We start from the raw sequence: 17,641 nt of genomic DNA, 5'->3' as shown, positions 1-17,641 counted from the left end.
CGTCAGTCACCGAGCGCAGCGCCTGCACCCGGCGATCGGGACGAGCAGGGGCGGCGGACGGTGCACCACGTTCGAGCAACGGCCGCCCGGGTGGACCTACTCCGCCCCGCAGGCTTCCTGAGCCTCGTTCGGTCCCCGCTGCCGGCTCACCAGTCGTCCCGATCGTGATCACGATCGCGCCGACGCTCGTCGATCACCCAGAAGCTGGCCAAGTTGCCGTTGCCGGTGGGTGTCACGCCGAAGGCGTCGTCATGGGGGCCTACCGTGGCGAGGGGAGCACCGCTGTCGCAGACGGGTCCGTCGAACACGTCGATGGCACGACGGCTGTCGTTGCGGATGTTCAAGGACGCGGCGTTCAGGAGAGCCACGGTGATGCAGTCACCCGGGTGGCTGCTGTACGTCCGCTCGTTGATCTGGATCCGGCCTTCTTCCTCCTCCTCATGACCCCGGTTGCCCTCGTTCTTGTGGCCGAAGTTGCCCACATTGCCGGCAACTCCCCCGACGCCGATGACACCCTCATTGCCCTTTCCGGCGCTGGTACCGCCGACGACACCGGTGCCACCAATGACACCAGAGCCACCGATGACACCAGAGCCGCCGATGACGCCGGAGCCACCGATGACGCCGTTGCCGCCGACGTTTCCGGAGCCGGTGCCGGTGCCACCGCCGGCGACGGCGCCGGGAGCGCCGCCAGTACCGGTGTCAGGGCCGGGCACTCCGCCGGCACCCGTGTCGGTGTCGGTGTCGGTACCCGCGCCGGTGCCAGTGCCGGTGCCGCGGAAAGAATCGGTGGGGGTATCCGACTGCTGGGCGGCCGGCGCATGAGCCGCGGGCGTGTGGGCCGCCGGCGCATGGGTTGTCGGCCCGGAGTAGGCCGAGGCGTAGGTGATGCCGCCCGCGGCCAGGGCCACGGCGGCCGCGGTGACAGCGGTGGACCGGGTCTTGCGCATGCAACTTCTCCCGTCTGAGAAGGGTCGGCCGGGGCAGTCGGCACGGACTCAACGCACTCACTATCTCCATGGCCGCCCTATCGCACATACCGGAAAAATGGCCCCAGGGGGCCGAATGAGGGATCAGGCGGCACCCGCCCGCACCGATGAATGCGCTTCAAATTCCATGCAGAGAAGGGGAGTTACGCCGAAACAGATTCGGATGATGATTATCTGATTTATCGTCGCCCATTCGGCAGCGGGCAAGTACGCAAGGAGCTGAGCGGCTGTCAGGGAGAGACGCCTCGCGGACACGGCCGTCGGCCCATCTGTGGCGATCAGACGCTCCTGGTAGCCACTGTCGCGATGGCCGGCGCGGTCCCCCCCAGCCCCAGTCCCCGGGGCTACCAGATCAGGCACCAGTAGATGCCGGCCTGCCCGGTGCCCACCGCTGTGAGGCCCGCTGGGAGCAACGCCGGATCTGGCTGGCCTACGGCCGACAGTGAGCAGGCGGGGTCGCCGACCACATGGGCGGCGGCCATGCGCTGAGCAGCAGCCGTCGCCAGCGGACTCGTGTACCACCGTGTCGACTGCGCTGTCAGCCGTGACGGAGGCGACGAGGACGACGAGGGGGACGGCGGTGCTGAGGACGATGGCCGTGAGGGAGGTGATGGCGGTACTGAGGGGGGCGGCGGCGATGACGGCGGTGACGCCGGTGTGGACTTCGGTGCCGTCGTCGCCGATGGCCTGGGGGCCGAGGGCTGCCTCCGTGTCACCTCCGGCTTCGGTGGGGGCGGCGGGGCGGCTGTCGTCGTGCCCAGCGTCGGCGGGGGCCGGCTGGGCGACGTCGCCGACTGCCGGGGCCGGGGGGTCGCCGTGGGCGTAGGCGTGGGCGTAGGCGTGCGGGTCGGCGTCTGCGTCGGTGCCGCCGTACGCGTCGGCGTGGGCTGTGTCATGCCCGTCGGCGGCGGGCGGTGCGTCCCGTGCTCCTGCGTCACCAACGCCCAGACGCCGACGCCGCCGAGGACGAGCACGGCGGCACCGCCCGCGATCCACGGGGCCCGACGGCGTGGGCGTCGGTGACGGTTCATGGTTCCTACTGTCCGAAAGCAGCCGCCGTACCGCCACTCGGGCTCCGGCCTTCGGCCTTCCGGGCGATGTCGGCAAAGCCGCCCCCGAGCCCGGAACCGGCGAGGAAGCCGCTGCGAATGCCAGGGCCGTACGAAGGCGCAGGTGCCGATGCACGCGTCGTTTCCGGAGACGATCCGCGGCTGCCCCAGCGGGCTGCGGGTGAGAGCACGGACTATCCGGTGGGCATGGCAGCAGTCCGGCCCGGAAGCGTGTTGATGTCGATGACGGCGCGCTGGAGGTCGCCCTGCGGCCGGTGGCCCAGGTCGTCGATCGACACGATGTTCATGTTGCGGGCCAGTTCGGGCGCCCGCCAGTCCGTCCTCAGCTTGGTGACCAGCTGGGGGTTCAGACCACTGGCGAGGTACATGAGGTAGTTGTCCCGGACGGACGCCGGAAAGAACGGCGAGAGCAACCGGATCAGGAACAGCTGGGGTATCTGCAGATCCGGCTGGACGATGCTCGACAGCACGAAGAACCGGCCGGCGTCCGTTCCGGGGTCGCGGGCGAGGGCCGCCTGGTTGAGGGACAGCGTCTGGTCGTAGATCTGCTGCGGCGGGCTTCCGTTGAAGAAGGCCTTGAGGATCTCCCACCAGGACGGGTCTCCCGCCGGGTAGCTGCCGCGGTCGGAGACGCTGTCCGCGTGCCAGGCCCAGGGCTGGTCGACCCCCGCGGAGGAGTCGACGAGCACGACGTTCTTCTTGGCCCTCATGAAGTCACCGTAGGTGGAGGTCGGGGAAAGCTCGGTCCGCAGGGCGGCACGGGAACCGAACAGGTCCCGCAACCTGGACACGGGCTCCGCGGCGTCGGTGCCCGCAGGAACGGCAGCCGACACACTGATGACGACGACTTCCGAAGGGTGCTCGTCGATCCAGCGCTTGAGGGAGGCCGCCTCACCCGAGGCATCGTCGAAGAACGGTCCGCCCATCGGAGCGCCGTGGAAGGTCCTCCACTGTCCTCCCTCGAAGCACAGCCGCAGGTCGAGGTAGCGGGCGCCCTCGTCGAGCTGGCCGGTGAGGCTGTCGCTCTGGGCCCGCGAGATGCTGGCGGCCAGCCGCGCGTCGAGCTTGGCGACGTTGTACGACCAGCCGCTGGTGCACAGGGCGGGGTCGGCGGGGATGCTCCAGCTGCCGGAGTCGTGGCTGCCGGGCATCGCGATCCGGTTGAGCGGCCGGTTGTCGAGATAGTCGTGCATGTCGCCCATCCATCGCGACAGGTCCACCGTCGCGGCCGAGGCCCGGCCGGCCGGGGCCGCCTGTGCAGGGCCGCCGCCGGTCACCAGGGCCGCGACGGCGAGTACCAGAGCGACCAGACCGGCCGCCGAACGCCGTAAGCCCGTGCCGTCCGTTCCACGTCTCATCTTCGTACGCCCTCCTTGGGGGAAGAGGCCGAGGTCGGGCACAGAGGGTAGAGGGCGGCCGGTGCATTGCCCAGTCAGCGGTTGTCACAAACTGCCGTGGGACGCGGCGTCGGGGCCGGGGAGGCGCAGCGTCGTGGGGGGGGGGGGGGGGGGGGGGGGGGGGCCCCCCCCCCCCCCCCCACCCCCCCCCCAACCCCCACCCCCCCCGCTCCTCCCGCCCCCCCGCCCGGGTGTCCCGCACGGGGCGGGGCGCTGGCGCCGCCGCCGGGCGCCCGCGCCGCGCCCCCCCCCCCCCCCCGCGGCCGCTGGTGTGCCGCGCGCCCACGACCCCCGCCGGACCGGACCAGATCCGACCGGACCAGATCCGACCGGATCAGGCGACCGTCAGGACGATCTTGCCGGTCGTACGGCCCTGCTCGCCGATCTCGTGGGCCTTCGCGGCCTCCTCCAGCGGCAGGACCGTCTCGACCACCGGCCTCAGCGCACCCCGCTCCACCAGAGCGGCGATCTCGCGCAGGCCCAGGTGGTCCGGTTCGACCAGGACCCACGTCGCCCGCACCCCGTCATGGACGGCGGGCACGTCGTCCGGGCCGGGCAGGGTGATCAGCCGGCCGCCGGCCCTGAGCACCTTCAGGGAGCGCTCGGCCGTCTCACCGCCGAGCCCGTCCAGCACTACGTCGATGTCGCCGACGACGTCCTCGAACCGGACCGACCGGTAGTCGACCACCTCGTCCGCGCCCAGCTGTCGCACCACGTCATGCTTCGCGGCGCTGGCCGTGCCGATCACGTACGCGCCTCGGGCCTTGGCGATCTGCACCGCGAGGTGGCCCACCCCGCCGGCCGCGGCGTGCACCAGCACCCGCTCGCCGGGACGCACGTGGGCCGCGTCGACGAGGGCCTGCCAGGCAGTCAGCGCGGCGAGCGGCAGCGCCGCCGCCTCCACGTGGGACAGGCCCGCCGGCTTCGGGGCGAGATGCCGGGCCGGCGCCACCACGTACTCGGCGTAGCCGCCCGCCTGGCGCGGGAACAGCGGCATCCCGAAGACGTCGTCACCGACCTGGAACACCCCGACGCCGGGGCCGACGGCCTCGACCGTGCCGGACACGTCCCAGCCCACCACCGGCACGGCACCCCACTCGATCAGGGCCCCGCTGGCACGGGTCTTCCAGTCCACCGGGTTCACCCCGGCCGCGTGCACCCGGACCAGAACCTCACCCAGTCCCGGCTCGGGGCGCTCGACCTCGCGCTCGACCAGGTTCTCGGCTCCGCCCCACTGCTCCACGACCACCGCACGCATGCTGTCCGCCTCGCTCTTTCGTCTCGATCAGCTCGTCGCCGGGACGTCCCCGGCGCGACGCAGTCCACGATCCGGCACCCCGGCCCGCCATGGCGTTGGCCGCCTGGCCACTATGTGACAGGATCTGGCCATGAGCGAGATGCAGGGCCCGATCATGGAGAACGAGCGGAAGCGGGCGAAGGAGACGCCCCGGCGGCACCGGATCGCCGTCCTGGCCCTGCCCGGCGTCCCGCCCTTCGAGCTCGGCATCCCCTCCCGTGTCTTCGGCAGCGTGGAGGACGCCGAGGGCCGGCCGCTCTACGACGTCACCGTCTGCACCGCCGACGGCGCCCCCGTGCTCAGCGACGCGGGCTTCACCGTGCAGCCCGCCGCCGGACCCGAGGCCCTGGCCGCCGCGGACACCGTGATCCTGCCGCCCACCCACGCGATGCCCGAACTGGGCCGGGGCGGCCCCCTGCCCCCCGACGTCACCGCCGCCATCGCCGGCATCCGCCCCGGCACCCGACTCGTCTCCATCTGCACCGGGTCCTACGTGCTCGCCGCAGCCGGGCTGCTCGACGGCCGGCCCGCCACGACCCACTGGAACCTGGCCCCCGAGTTCCGCCGCGCCTACCCGAACGTCAAAGTCGACGAAGACGTCCTCTTCGTCGACGACGGCGACGTTCTCACCTCCGCCGGAGTCGCCGCCGGCGTCGACCTGTGCCTGCACATGATCCGCCGCGACCACGGCACAGCGGCCGCCAACCGGGCCGCCCGCATGTGTGTCGTACCTCCCTGGCGGGACGGCGGACAGGCTCAGTACGTCGACCGCCCGGTGCCCGAACCCACCACCGCCAGTACGACCACCACCCGCGCCTGGGCCCTGGAACACCTCGACGAACCGCTGACTCTCGGCCAGCTCGCCGAACACGCCCGGATGAGCCTGCGCACCTTCACGCGCCGGTTCCGCGACGAGGTCGGCATGACCCCGGTGCAATGGCTCACCGCGCAGCGCCTGGAACTGGCCAGACAACTGCTGGAAACCACCGACCTGCCGATCGACCTGGTCGCGCACCGGGCCGGCTTCGGCACGGCCAACTCCCTGCGCGCGCACATGAGAACGGCCTTCGGGGTCTCACCCGCCGCTTATCGCCGCACCTTCAATGCCAACGACCCGGACCCGGCACCCGCGCTCGGCAACACGTCGGCTCCCGGGTGACCGAGCCGGGTCCCTCGCCCCCGTGTCAGGCTGTCTCCCTGACGTGACCTTGTTCAATGGTGACTCCGCCACCTGCTCTGACGGCCGCCACCACCGCCTGATGCAGATTCCGGCTCTCCCGCTCCGAATGACAGGGCGCGGGGCTTCCCGTGAGAGTGAACCATTCGGAGGTGCCGGTGTACTGGACGGTCACGTCGGCTTCGTTGCCGTCCCAGGTGGTGTGGACGGTCAGGTCGCCGGTCACGACCCCCGCCTCGTCGGTACATGCGCCGCCCCGGCCGCTGAAGACCCCGGGGGTGGTCCACGATGCCCAGACCATGACGTCAGCCTTCCTTCCTGGATACGCGGCTCACACCTGAGCCCAACCGTTCCGTGCCACGGCCTGGCGTAGTCCAGGAACCGGGCCACTCGTCCCCTCTACGGAAACACGATCCCGTGCTCCCCCGCCTCGCGGCGAGGCTGCGGCCCAGGCAGGCCGCGCGTGCGGGGGAGAAAATGCCTGATCACACAGGGGGTCCGGGTGTACCGTCCCTCGCATGGCTGAACTGATCACTCCCACGGAACGGCTGCATTCCTCTTGGCTCACGGCGCGTGACGAGTGGCAGCCTGGTGCTCATCAGGACGGGGCCGGTCTGCGTCTGGTCGGTGACGATGACCTCGGCAGCCCGGCAGGGTTCGCCTCATGGGTCGAGCGACTGCGACAGCAGTCGGACCGGTCGCTGCCCATGGGGGAAGGACGCGTCCACGCCACCCACTGGTGGATCGTCGACGACGAGACGTACCTCGGGGCCATCGACCTTCGGCACTATCTGAACGCCTTTCTGCTGGAAGGCGGCGGACACATCGGCTACAGCGTCCGGCCTTCTGCCAGGAGACGCGGACTGGCCTCGTGGGCGCTGGGAGCGGTTCTGCTCAAGGCACCGGGGCTCGGTCTGGACCGGGTCCTGCTCACCTGTGACGACGGCAACGTCGGCTCGGCACGCACCATCGAAAGCAACGGCGGCGTTCTGGAAGATGTACGCAGCACCGAAACCGGGGTCAAGCGCCGCTACTGGATCACTCTCGACGACGCCCTGTCTCAGAGGTGACTGAGAGTTTGCTGTGCCAGGGTGACGGGCCCCACCCCTCAGGAGCGCCTCGATGAATCTGGTCAACGGTCTGCCCGCCCACGTCCTGCTGGTGCATGTGGTCGTCGTGTTGATACCCCTGACCGCACTGGCCCTGGTCACAGCCGCGCTGTGGCCGCGCGCCGCCCGGCGGCTGGGCCCGCTGCTGCCACTCCTGGCTCTGCTCGCTCTGATCAGTGTGCCGCTGACCACGCACGCCGGTGAGTGGCTCGAACGGCACGTGGACGACGACGCGCTGGTACGCCGGCACACCGAGCTGGGCGACGGGCTGCTGCCCTGGGCCCTGGGCCTGTTCGTGCTGGCAGCGGCAGTCTGGTGGGCGGGGCGGCACGCTCCTGCGGAGCCTGGGCAGAGCGGCGGCAGGCGCTGGTCCGCTCTCCCTGTTCGCATCGTCGTGGGCGTGCTCTCGCTCGCCGTCGCAGCGGGGGCGGTCGTGGACGTCTACCGGATCGGCGACTCCGGCGCGAAGGCCGCCTGGCACGACGCCTACTCGAAGACGGCGACAGGCGCGAAGGACGGCTCCTGATCCTGCGCGGGCCGCTCATCCCGGATGCCGGGCCCCATGGGCCGAAAGGCCCTCGTCGGATCCGAGCGGCCCGTGGCGGACGGGCACGGACGCGCCCACCCTGGAAGCAGGGAGCATGAAGGGAGCCCGTGCGATGACCTCCGCCACCACCTTGACCACGGCTCTGGAGCCCGAGCACCGCGAACGGCTGATGTGCCTCGCCCGCGAGGTCTCCTTCGAGGCCGGCACCCACCTGTTCGAGGAGGGCCGGCGCGCGGACCGCTTCTGGATCGTGCGGACCGGGACCGTCGCGCTCGACCTGCGTGTGCCCGGCCGTCGTCCCGCCGTCATCGAGTCGCTCGGGCACGGCGAACTGGTCGGCTGGTCCTGGCACTTCCCGCCGTACGTCTGGCACTTGGGCGCGCAGGCGACGAGCCCGGTGCGGGCATGGGAGTTCGACGCCGAGGCGGTCCGGGACATGTGCGCCGCCGATCCCGAGTTCGGGCGGGCGATCGCGGTCTGGATCGGACGCGTGGTGGCCCAGCGGCTGCATGCCTCCCGCGTCCGGCTGCTCGACCTCTACGCCCCCTACGGCAGCGGCGGCCTGGTATGACCGCCCGGCCCCGCGAGGAGGACAGCATGCGCAGCAGCCCGCACCGAGTGAGTGACGTGATGACGCATGCCGTCGTCGCCGTGGGCCGCGAGGCTCCGTTCAAGGAGATCGTCGAGCGCATGGATCAGTGGAAGGTCAGTGCCCTTCCCGTGCTGGAAGGGGACGGCCGGGTGATCGGGGTCGTGTCCGAGGCCGATCTGCTGCCCAAGGAGGAGTTCCGGGACAGCGATCCGGACCGCTTCACGCAGCTGCGTCGGCTGTCCGACATGGCCAAGGCCGGCGGGGTCCGGGCCGAGGAACTGATGAGCGCCCCGGCCGTCACGGTCCACGCCGACGCCACGCTCGCCGAGGCGGCCCGCATCATGGCCCTGCGCAACGTCAAGCGGCTTCCCGTGGTGAACGCCGAGGGGCTGCTCGAAGGCGTTGTCAGCCGCGGCGACCTGCTCAAGGTGTTCCTGCGCCCGGACAAGGACCTCGCCGACGACATCCGGCGCGACGTGGTCGACATCCTCTTCCCGGATCCGGTCGAGCCCGTGCACATCATGGTCACCGAGGGCGTCGCCACGCTGACCGGACGAGTGCCGGACGCCAGCCGGATTCCGCTCGCCGTCCGTCTCGTGCGGGGCGTCGAGGGCGTGGTGGGCGTGGACTGCCGACTCACCGGCGCCGCCGAGTAGTTCTGACTCACCGGGGCCGCTGAGCAGTCCTCTCGCCCGAGTGGTCGTCTCGCCCTCTTCTCGTCAGGCCGCGGGCACTGCTACTACTGCGTGCTGCTCCCCGCCGAGCACCACCTTGAGCGCGCCGGTCTCGCCGGCCCTGGAGAAGACCTCGTACGCCTCCTCCATCTGCTCGAGCGGGAAGGTGTGGGTGACCAGCTGCCCAGTGGGAAGGCGCCCGGCGGCGGCCATCCGCAGCAGCATGGGAGTGGAGGAGGTGTCCACCAAACCGGTCGTGATCGTCACGTTCTTGATCCACAGGTCTTCCAGGTGCAGCGTGGCCGGCCTGCCGTGCACACCCACGTTCGCCACGTGCCCACCGGGGCGGACCATGCGGGTGCACAGCTCGAAGCTCTCCGGGACACCGACCGCCTCGATGACCACGTCCGCGCCGAGCCCGTCGGTCAGGTCGGCGACCAGCTGGGCCGGAGCCTCGTGGACGTCCGCCACCGCGTCCGCGCCGAGCCGGTGGGCCGCCTCCAGCCGGGCCGGGGTCAGGTCCACGGCGATGATCCGCTCGGGCGAGAACAGCCGGGCCGTGGCGATCGCTGCGAGCCCGATGGGGCCTGCTCCGACGATGGTCACGGTGTCGCCGGGGCGTACGTGCCCGTTGCGCACGCCCACCTCGTAGGAGGTCGGGAAGATGTCCGCGAGCAGCACGGCGTCCTCGCTGCGGAGGGCACCGGGCAGCGGGTGGACGGACAGGTCGGCGAAGGGCACGCGGACGTACTCGGCCTGGGTGCCGTCGATCAGATGACCCAGGATCCAGCCCCCGCCGCCCCGGCACTGGCCGTAGCTGCCGTCACGGCAGAACCGGCACCGGCCGCAGGAGGTGATGCAGGACATCAGCACCCGGTCTCCGGGCCGGACGGTGCGTACGTCGCCGCCGACCTCGACGATCTCACCGACGGCTTCGTGCCCGAGCACCGTTCCGGGACGCACCTCGGGCACATCTCCCTTGAGGATGTGCAGGTCCGTCCCGCAGATGGTCGCGACACCGACCTTCACGATCGCGTCGGTGGGTTCCTTGACTGCGGGGTCCGGGACGTCCTGCCAGGAAGCCTCACCGGGACCTTGGAAGACGAAGCCTTTCATGACGCTCCTCACCCTCGTCGGTCTGCCGCGGGACCCGGGTCCCGGCGCCTACGACGAAGGGCGCGGGCCGGGTGCCGGCGCGATGCCGGGACTGCCCCGCACATCCAGTCTGGGCGGTGGGCGAGGTGTGCGCTCGGGCCGTCCGGTCCTCGCCGTGGTCCGAAGGGTGCCCGTCCCGGCCGGAGGCGTGCGGCGGCAGCGCCCCGGGCGGTCCTCGCTCTGCGGGCGAAGATGCCGTGGACCTGCTGCCGGCAGTGACAAAGCGGCGCTTGCCGTGGTCAGTCACATTCCGGTACGACGGCCACCGGGCATGCGGCGTGATGCAGCACCCCGTGGGCGACGCGGCCGAGCTGGAGGCCGAAGTGGCCGTGGCGTTGCCGGGCACCGACCACCAACAGGTCGGCCTCGCGGGAGGCGGCCAGCAGCGCGTCGCGGGCGTGGGCCTCGACCGTACGGCGTTGTACCCGCAGGTCGGCCGGCACCTCGCGCAGCGCCTCCGCCAGTGCTTCCCCGGCTTCCTGCTCGTGCTGGTGTGCCGGTTCGCCGACGACCAGCGGATGGCCCGTGGTCTGGTGCGCGGGCCGGCGCCAGGCCAGTACGGCCTCCAGCGGCACGCGGCGCAGCAGGGCTTCTTCCGCGGCGAACCGCACGGCGGCGGCCGATCCGGTCGGCTTCTCGCCGACGCCCAGGACGATGCGACCGCGCGCCCCGGAGCGGGCCCGGTCGTCGTGGCTGCCGCGCAGCACGATCACCGGGCAGTGCGCGTGGCCCGCGACCATGACGCCGACGGAGCCCAGGAGTGCTTCGGTCATGCTGCTGCGGCCACGGCAGCCCATGACCACCGCGAGGGCTGTTCGGCTCTCCCGCACGAGCACGTACTCCGGCTCCTCGGCGAGCACGTCGGTGGTCACCTCGATGCCCGGCTGCCGGTGGTGGGCCCGCCGCTCGGCGGTGTCCACGATGTCTTCCGCCATCACCGCCTGCGACGGCCTGCCGAGGTCGTGCGCGAGAGAGGCGCCTTCGTTGCGCTCCCACAGCGATGCGTACACCAGCCTGAGTGCCGCGCCGCGCAGGGCGGCTTCGTCCGCCGCCCAGTCCACGGCCCGCAGGCTCGGCTCGGAACCATCGACGCCGACGACGATCGGAAGGTCCATCCTTTCACCGTCCCGGGCAGGGGTGAGGTCCGCTGACCGCGGCCCGGGTGGAAGCCGTGGTCGAGGGGCCATTCGGCCGAGTGACGTCGACCGCCGTGGCAGCGGGTGGCGCCGACCGGGCGAGGGCCGGTACGAGTGCTGCCTCCATGGGTTCTCCTCCCTGAAGTGCCGGATCAGCCGTGCGCCACGACGGCGACGGGGGCGTTGATGTGGTGCAGGGCGGCATGGGTGACGTGGCCGATGTGAGCACCGAGCCGGTTGGTGCGGATGCGTCGGCCGACGACAGCCAGTGAGGCGTCGCGCGCGGCGTTGACGAGGATCTGCGCGGCGCTGCCGCACCGGCTCACCTCGACCACCTCGACGTCGGGGAACTTCTGCCGCCAGGGACGCAGGACCTCGGTGAGGGCGGCGGCCTGCCGGCGTTCGAGAGAGTCGTAGAGTTCGGCGTCGCCCGGGAAGCGGTAGAAGGCGGTGGGCGGCTCCGGCCAGCCGTGCACGACGCGCAGGGGCGCTTCCCGGCGTGCCGCGGCGTCGAAGGCGAACTCCAGCACCGTGTCGTCCGGATCGTCGGTGTCGAGGGCGAGCACCACGGGCCGGAAGGGCGCCGCGGCGGAGGGCACGTCCGCCAGGTCCGTCCTGTGCTCGTCCGCGGCCTGCTCACCCGCCCGCACGAGGGCCACCGGTCCCTCGGCGCGTGCGACGACGGACAGACTCACCGAGCCGACCACGAACCCGCCGATCGCGCCGAAGCCCCGCGAGCCGAGCACCAGCAGTTCGGCGGAGCCCGCCGCCTCGCACAGGATGTCGACCACGTTCCCCGCCGGCTGCTCGCTGTTCACCTCAAGACCGGGGTGGACCAGCCGGATGCCCTCGGCGGCGTCGCGTGGCATCCGCTCGATCCAGTGCTGGTCGGTCTCCGGGCCGAGCAACGGCGCCCGAGCCACATGCGCGGGCTTGTGCGCCCGGACATGAACGATCTTCAACGGCGCGCCGCGCAGTACCGCTTCACGTGCCGCCCACTCGGCGGCGGCCCGGCTCTCGGGCGATCCGTCGAGGCCTACCGTGACGGTCCGGGACATGGTCTCCACCTCCGGTTGAGGGCTCGATTCCAGCGTGGTGACACGGCCGGGCCGGGATCAGGGACCGTAGGTCCCTGGTGGGAGGCCCAACGGCCCGTCCGAGGAACGAGGGGCCCCTTCCCCACCGTTCCGTATCGGCACACCCTGGAAGCAGCAGGGACCACCTACCGACGACCTCAGGGGGTCACCATGTACGGCACCCCGCACATCGTCAGCGAAGTCATGACCCACACGGTGGCCTCCGTCGACAGGTGGGCCTCGTTCAAAGTGATCGTCGGGATCATGCAGGACCGGGGGGTCAGCGCCCTGCCCGTGCTCGAGGGCGAGGGCAGGGTCGTCGGCGTGGTCTCGGAAGCCGACCTGCTGCCCACGGAGGAACTCCGGGACAGCCCCGAGGAGGGGTACGCGCTGCTGCGCCGGCCCGCCGACCTGGCGAAGGCCGGTGCGGTCACCGCGGGGGACCTGATGTCCTCTCCCGCGATCACCGTCCGCGCGAACGCGCCCCTGGCCGAGGCCGCGCGGATCATGGCTCGCGAGAAGGTCAAGCGGCTGCCCGTGGTCGACGAGGGCGGGCTGCTGAAGGGCATAGTCAGCCGCGCCGACCTGCTCAAGGTCTTCCTGCGCGACGACCAGGACATCGCCGAGGAGATCCGGCACGAGATCGTGTCGCACCTCTTCCCGCTGACGTCCTCCGCCATTCAGGTCGACGTGCACGACGGGGTCGCCACACTGGCGGGCCAGGTCCGCGACACCGCGCTGGTCCCCGTGGCCGCGCGTCTGGTGCGCGCCGTCGAAGGAGTGGTGGACGTGGAGTTCGAACTCACCCGGGGGGTGAGTGTGCGGTAGGCGCCATCGGTGAGTGTGCGGTGGGCGCCGCGCGCCGACCGATCGCGCGTCGACGTCGAGGCCGTCTGCGGCCCTGGTCCGGACGCCCCCGGCTGCGGCGCGAACTGGTTTCCCTGTACCCGGGGTTGGAGGAGACCGCACAGGAGGAAGTGAAACGCCCCTGCTGCTCCGCCTCCCGCGGGGCGGGTGCGGGCCTCCCTGTGGGAGGCACGGGAAGCGCACGCCCGGAAGTTCGGCGCGCATGACGTAACCGGGGTCACGGCGGTTTCACCGGCATGCTGCTCGGCTCGGTCAGCCAGGGGGTGCTGCACCACGCCGGCTGCCCCGTCATCGTCGTTCCGCCGAGGCCGGCCTGAGGGCGTGTCGGCCTGAGGGCGAGGTCGGCCCCTGCCGCAGATAAGGGAAGCCACCGTGACTGGACAATCAAAGTGAGTCTGGGCGGCTCCACGACACCCGATGAGAAGCTCGCCCGGCTGTACCCGCCTGTCTCCCGCCGTCATGGCCAGGCACTGGAGCGTGTCCTGCTCCAGGCCACCGCGGACGGGCTGGTCGGCTCGATGACCACCCAGCCCTTGGAATGGCCGGAACTCCGGTGGATGGTCCGCGACCCCGTCTCGGCCATGGCCCACGTGCAGATGGCGCTCCGGCTCGGCTACGGCCCCGAAGGCCCGGCGAGCCCACGGCGACCCGTGGCCGACCTGCTCGACTTCGTCTGAGTCGGGTCCGGTGTCACGCTCGGCGCGGACGGCGACCACTTCACGGGCCGTCCTGTACGGCACTTGAAACATTTCACGCCTGCTGATGGGATGCGCGGCACCTCGAACCCGACGGCCCGGAGGTCTCCCGTGGTGCTGCGAACGACCCTGACGGCGGGCGCGGTTGTCGCCGCGCTGCTCGCCCCCACAAGCGACCATCCCCGGCAGGCCGCTGACGGCATACCCGCACTCACCGACCGGCACGGACGTGTCCTCAGCCTGCGCGGCTGGAACGTCGAGGACAAGACGAACCGGGGCGAAAGAGCCCTGTCCGCCATCACCGAGAACCACTTCCGTGACATGCGGGCCAAGGGCTTCGACCTCGCCCGGCTGCTGGTCTTCTGGGACGACCTGGAACCACGGCGCGGCCACTACAGCGAGACGTATCTGCGGAAGATCGAGCGCATCCTGGACTGGGCCGCCCGGCATGACATGAAGGTCGTGATCGACGCCCACCAGGACGTCTTCGGGCCCGCATTCGGCCACCGCGGCATCCCCGAGTGGGCCACCAGGACCGACGGGCTTCCCTTCACCGCCCACCCGGACGACTGGTTCGCCGAGTACTTCGAACCCGCCGTCCAGCGCGCCTTCACCCACCTCTACCAGGACCAGGACCTCCAACGCGCCCAGGCCCGGGCGTGGCGGGTCCTCGCAGAACGCTTCGCCCACCACCCGGCGCTCCTCGGCTACGACCTCATCAACGAACCCATGGGAGAGCTGCGCCAGGGGGAAGACCTGCCGACGGCAGCCCGCCGGATCGAGCACGATCAGCTCACCCCCATGTACAACCGCCTGGCCGACTCGGTGCGTTCGGCCGACAAGGGCTCCTGGGTCTTCGTCGAACCCACCCCGATCGTGGGCGAGGGCGTACCGACCGGCCTCGGACGCATCGACGATCCCAAGGTGGTGTACGCGCCGCACTTCTACAACGCCGCCATGGAGGCGGGCGGCGACTACGACCCCGGCGCAGGCTGGATCGAGTCCTACGAGCAGGCCGTCACCGAGTACCCCAAGCAGTACAAGGTCCCGATCGTCGTCGGGGAATGGGGTCCGCTCAACAGCTCCCTGCCGAACATGAAGCGCTTCTACCACGACGCGATGGACTCGCTCCGCCGCTACGGTTCCGGCTGGGCGGGCTATGTCTGGTGCTACGGCGGCGGGTACTGCGCCGTGGACGAGTCGGGCGCCTTCCGCGCCAACAAGGAGCTGACTGCCGAGCCGTACGCGGAGGCGGTGGCAGGCACGATCCGCTCCTCGTCGTACAGCTCCGCCGATGCCGTGTACCGGCTGACCTACACCGCGGCTCGCCACGGCTCCCGGCTGACAGAACTGTCCCTGCCCCCGGGCCCCTGGCGCGTCACCACCGACGGCGATGCGGTCACGCTGCGCAGGACCAGGGGCAAGGCGTGGATCCTGGCCGCCCCGGGCAGCGAAGTGACGATCACCGCAGAACAGTTGGGCCGCCCGGGACGTTGACAGGGCGATCTCCCCTACGCTCGATCGTGTGGATTCCGGGGGCCCTCGGACGCGCGGCCTGAACCGGATCGTGGGCTTGGCAGAGCGCGGACGTGCCGTTCTCGGGCCGTGTTCGTGCCCGTGGGCTGGAGGCGCCGGGAGGGAGGAGGCGGAGCCTCATGTCCTTAGACTCCGCGCACATGTTGCTCTGGCTGCTCAATCATTTCAGCACCTTCACCCTGGCCGTGGTCACCGTCGGCGGGACCGTGGTCCTGGCCGTCGCCGGCAGTGTGCTGCTCCGTCGCAGGTACCCGTCACTGGCCAAGGGCGAGCACAACGACATGGTCGGAGTGACGCTGGGGATGTTCGGCGCGATCTACGGAATCATCCTGGCCTTTGTGATCGTCACCCTCTGGACGCAGCTGGAGAGCACGGAGACCATCGTCGCCACCGAGGCCACCGACGTCTCGCTCGTCGCCCGCGATGCCGCTGCTTTCCCGCCCCCGGTCCGCACCCGCCTCGACGCCGCGCTCGGCGGCTACGTCCACGCGGTGGTGGAGCAGCAGTGGCCTCGGATGCGCGCGGGGAAACCGAGTTACGAGGCACCGCCGGCAAGCTCCAGTCCGTGTACGACGTGCTGCAGACGTACGAACCGAAAGCCACTCGCGAAGAGGTCTTCTACGAGCAGGCCGTGAACCACGTCAACGACGTCGCCTCCCAGCGCCGCGCCCGGCTGACCATGGCCGAACAGCAACTGCCCCCGCTGCTGCAGGTCCTGGCGTTCGGCGGCGCCGTCGTCCTGCTCCCGCTGACCTTCTTGTACGGCATGCGCAAGCTGCGGATCCAGATCCTCTTCGTCGCCTCCGTCGCCGCACTCATCGGGTTCAGTCTGCTCCTGGTATTCGTCCTCGACCGCCCCTTCGCCGGCGACCTCAGTGTGAGTCCGGCGCCGTTCCGGCAGGGAGCGCTCGCGCCGTTCTGGACCCGGTGAGCAACGCCGTGGGCTGATCCGCGAGCGCGGCGGTGGGGTGGCCGGCGGAACTAGAGCCCGTCGGCCGCCCGTACCGCAGCCTCGACGAGCCGGTAGTTCTCCAGGCCCGCGCCGAACCCTGACGGCATACCGAAGCGGCGGCGTGTGTACGCGTAGGCCACGCCGCTGTCCGGGTCGGCGAGGGCGAGTGACCCTGTCGCCCCGCTGTGTCCGAACGCGTCGGGGCCGAGGACGCGATAGCGGCCACTCAGCTCCTCGAAGCCCAGGCCGAAGACGTCCTCGTTCCCCGTGACCAGATCGGTTCCGCGATAGCGGACCCGGGCGAACTCGGTGATGGTCTCCGGCTTCAGCAGCGGCACCCGGCCGTCCACCTCGGTGATCGCCGCGGCGTACATCCCCGCCACACCCCGTGCGGTGCCGACCCCGCCGGACGAGCTGGGCCCGAGCGCCCGCACGGCTCGGGAGTTCGCGAAGGCCACCAGGTCGGTCGGCGCGCTCCCGTTCTGGTTGAACGCGATGGCCCTGACGCTGTCCGGGGCCGCGGCGTTGGCCGCGAGTCGCTCTGCCTCTTCCGGTGTCGGCAGCAGCGGCAGCACCTCGGCATAGCGCGATTCGAGCGCCTCCGGCAGGCCCAGGTGGAAGTCGAGCCCGTACGGCGCCCGGATCCGCGTCTCGTAGATCTCCTGAATCGAGCGGCCCGTCGCCCGCCGCACCACCTCGCCGGTCAGGGCGCCGATCACGAAACCGTGGTAGCCGTAAGCCGTTCCGGGCTCCCAGAACGGCCGTTGGCCGGCGAGTCGCGCGGCCATCTGCCGGTCGTCGGCCAACTCACCGACGGTGAAACCGCCGTCGACGCCGACGACGCCGGAACGGTGTGCGAGCAGCTCGCGCAAGGTGAGCCGTTCCTTGCCCTCCGCCCCGAACTCCGGCCAGTACGAGGCCACTTCGCGGTCCAGGTCGAGGACGCCGTCCTGGACCAGGAGCGCGACCACGAGGTGGGCGGCACCCTTGGTGATGGAGTAGAGGCCGGTCAGCGTGTCCGCCGTCGTGCCCGGACCGGCCCACAGGTCGGCCACCCGGCGGCCGTCGACGTGCACCACGAGCTGTGCCTCGGGCGCGTCGCGCATCTCGCCGAGCACCGCGGCGAACTCCTCCCGTACGGCCTCGAACCCCGCCGCCACGGTTCCGTGCACCCTGCCGTCGTCGTGCGCCATGACCTGCCCCCGTCGTTGATCATCCACCGTCGGGAGACCAGAACAGCCGTACGTGGGCGATCATTCCCGCGGTGACACACGTCCGACGCCAGAATCTGCGGCGGCACTCCCGATCTCCCGCTCGGCGTCGACGTGAACGCCGGTGCGGGGGCCTACGGCTCCTCCCGGCCCCGGCCCTG

18 protein-coding genes and 2 pseudogenes are annotated in these 17,641 nt (G+C 71.3%); 12 read left to right on the top strand and 8 right to left on the bottom strand.

Translation table 11 applies throughout. The features are described 5' to 3' along the window. Positions 1-146: 146 nt before the first annotated feature. Positions 147-950, bottom strand: a complete 804-nt coding sequence (locus tag FB157_RS40020; protein ID WP_145885676.1) for a hypothetical protein — start codon at positions 948-950, stop codon at positions 147-149. 696 nt (positions 951-1,646) lie between these two features. On the opposite strand from FB157_RS40020, the gene FB157_RS47735 reads away from it, so the two are divergent. Then, a complete protein-coding gene (locus FB157_RS47735; RefSeq protein ID WP_186581893.1) occupies positions 1,647-2,012 on the top strand; it encodes a hypothetical protein in 366 nt (121 codons plus the stop codon). A gap of 220 nt (positions 2,013-2,232) precedes the next feature. Here FB157_RS47735 and FB157_RS40010 read toward each other — a convergent pair whose 3' ends face one another. Both FB157_RS40010 and FB157_RS40005 read right to left on the bottom strand, forming a co-directional pair. After that, the gene (locus FB157_RS40010; RefSeq protein ID WP_145885672.1) at positions 2,233-3,417 is read right to left on the bottom strand and encodes a hypothetical protein; all 1,185 of its coding nucleotides are present in this window, start codon (positions 3,415-3,417) and stop codon (positions 2,233-2,235) included. 373 nt (positions 3,418-3,790) lie between these two features. Then, a complete protein-coding gene (locus FB157_RS40005; RefSeq protein ID WP_145885671.1) occupies positions 3,791-4,714 on the bottom strand; it encodes an NADP-dependent oxidoreductase in 924 nt (307 codons plus the stop codon). Positions 4,715-4,853: 139 nt separating this feature from the next. Between FB157_RS40005 and FB157_RS40000 the strand changes: the two genes are divergently transcribed. Next, positions 4,854-5,912, top strand: coding sequence for a GlxA family transcriptional regulator (locus tag FB157_RS40000; protein WP_261386846.1), 1,059 nt, complete (start codon positions 4,854-4,856; stop codon positions 5,910-5,912). Between the two features lie 25 nt (positions 5,913-5,937). Here the strand turns inward: FB157_RS40000 and FB157_RS39995 are convergent, their stop codons facing one another. Next, positions 5,938-6,231, bottom strand: a complete 294-nt coding sequence (locus FB157_RS39995) for a hypothetical protein (RefSeq protein WP_145885667.1) — start codon at positions 6,229-6,231, stop codon at positions 5,938-5,940. A gap of 217 nt (positions 6,232-6,448) precedes the next feature. Between FB157_RS39995 and FB157_RS39990 the strand changes: the two genes are divergently transcribed. The 4 genes from FB157_RS39990 to FB157_RS39975 all read left to right on the top strand — a co-directional run bounded on the left by FB157_RS39990 (position 6,449) and on the right by FB157_RS39975 (position 8,834). Next, on the top strand, positions 6,449-7,000 hold the full coding sequence (locus FB157_RS39990; RefSeq protein WP_145885665.1) for a GNAT family N-acetyltransferase: 552 nt from the start codon (positions 6,449-6,451) through the stop codon (positions 6,998-7,000). Between the two features lie 52 nt (positions 7,001-7,052). After that, entirely contained in the window at positions 7,053-7,565 is a 513-nt protein-coding gene (locus FB157_RS39985) for a DUF2231 domain-containing protein (RefSeq protein ID WP_145885663.1), read from the top strand. Positions 7,566-7,698: 133 nt separating this feature from the next. Beyond that, positions 7,699-8,157, top strand: coding sequence for a Crp/Fnr family transcriptional regulator (locus FB157_RS39980; protein ID WP_145885661.1), 459 nt, complete (start codon positions 7,699-7,701; stop codon positions 8,155-8,157). Positions 8,158-8,183: 26 nt separating this feature from the next. Continuing rightward, positions 8,184-8,834 carry a CBS domain-containing protein gene (locus tag FB157_RS39975; RefSeq protein ID WP_145885659.1) on the top strand — a complete coding sequence of 217 codons (651 nt, stop codon included), beginning with the start codon at positions 8,184-8,186 and terminating at the stop codon, positions 8,832-8,834. Between the two features lie 63 nt (positions 8,835-8,897). On the opposite strand, the gene FB157_RS39970 is transcribed toward FB157_RS39975, so the two are convergent. From FB157_RS39970 to FB157_RS39960, 3 genes are all read right to left on the bottom strand, one after another. After that, a complete protein-coding gene (locus tag FB157_RS39970) occupies positions 8,898-9,968 on the bottom strand; it encodes a zinc-dependent alcohol dehydrogenase family protein (RefSeq protein ID WP_145885657.1) in 1,071 nt (356 codons plus the stop codon). Positions 9,969-10,246: 278 nt separating this feature from the next. Beyond that, the gene (locus FB157_RS39965; RefSeq protein ID WP_145885655.1) at positions 10,247-11,122 is read right to left on the bottom strand and encodes a universal stress protein; all 876 of its coding nucleotides are present in this window, start codon (positions 11,120-11,122) and stop codon (positions 10,247-10,249) included. Positions 11,123-11,295: 173 nt separating this feature from the next. Continuing rightward, entirely contained in the window at positions 11,296-12,201 is a 906-nt protein-coding gene (locus FB157_RS39960) for a universal stress protein (RefSeq protein WP_145885652.1), read from the bottom strand. A gap of 189 nt (positions 12,202-12,390) precedes the next feature. On the opposite strand from FB157_RS39960, the gene FB157_RS39955 reads away from it, so the two are divergent. The 6 genes and pseudogenes from FB157_RS39955 (at position 12,391) to FB157_RS49525 (ending at position 16,248) form a co-directional block, all read left to right on the top strand. Continuing rightward, on the top strand, positions 12,391-13,047 hold the full coding sequence (locus FB157_RS39955; protein WP_145885650.1) for a CBS domain-containing protein: 657 nt from the start codon (positions 12,391-12,393) through the stop codon (positions 13,045-13,047). A 251-nt stretch (positions 13,048-13,298) separates the two neighbouring features. Then, positions 13,299-13,403: pseudogene (locus tag FB157_RS39950) on the top strand (universal stress protein); the annotation flags it as partial. A gap of 144 nt (positions 13,404-13,547) precedes the next feature. Next, positions 13,548-13,763, top strand: a pseudogene (locus tag FB157_RS39945) (nitroreductase); the annotation flags it as partial. Between the two features lie 90 nt (positions 13,764-13,853). Beyond that, positions 13,854-15,278, top strand: a complete 1,425-nt coding sequence (locus FB157_RS39940; RefSeq protein WP_186581892.1) for a cellulase family glycosylhydrolase — start codon at positions 13,854-13,856, stop codon at positions 15,276-15,278. A gap of 158 nt (positions 15,279-15,436) precedes the next feature. Further along, on the top strand, positions 15,437-15,952 hold the full coding sequence (locus tag FB157_RS49530; RefSeq protein ID WP_315903868.1) for a hypothetical protein: 516 nt from the start codon (positions 15,437-15,439) through the stop codon (positions 15,950-15,952). Further along, on the top strand, positions 15,949-16,248 hold the full coding sequence (locus FB157_RS49525; RefSeq protein ID WP_315903867.1) for a hypothetical protein: 300 nt from the start codon (positions 15,949-15,951) through the stop codon (positions 16,246-16,248). The genes FB157_RS49530 and FB157_RS49525 overlap by 4 nt, the downstream gene beginning before the upstream one ends. A 50-nt stretch (positions 16,249-16,298) precedes the next feature. Here the strand turns inward: FB157_RS49525 and FB157_RS39930 are convergent, their stop codons facing one another. Continuing rightward, positions 16,299-17,462 (bottom strand): serine hydrolase domain-containing protein, encoded by a 1,164-nt coding sequence (locus FB157_RS39930; protein ID WP_145885648.1) that lies wholly within the window; start codon positions 17,460-17,462, stop codon positions 16,299-16,301. Positions 17,463-17,641: the final 179 nt, after the last annotated feature.

This window comes from Streptomyces sp. BK340 (genome assembly GCF_007827595.1).
Classification (GTDB): domain Bacteria; phylum Actinomycetota; class Actinomycetes; order Streptomycetales; family Streptomycetaceae; genus Streptomyces.
This window is presented reverse-complemented; position numbering and strand designations above follow the sequence as displayed.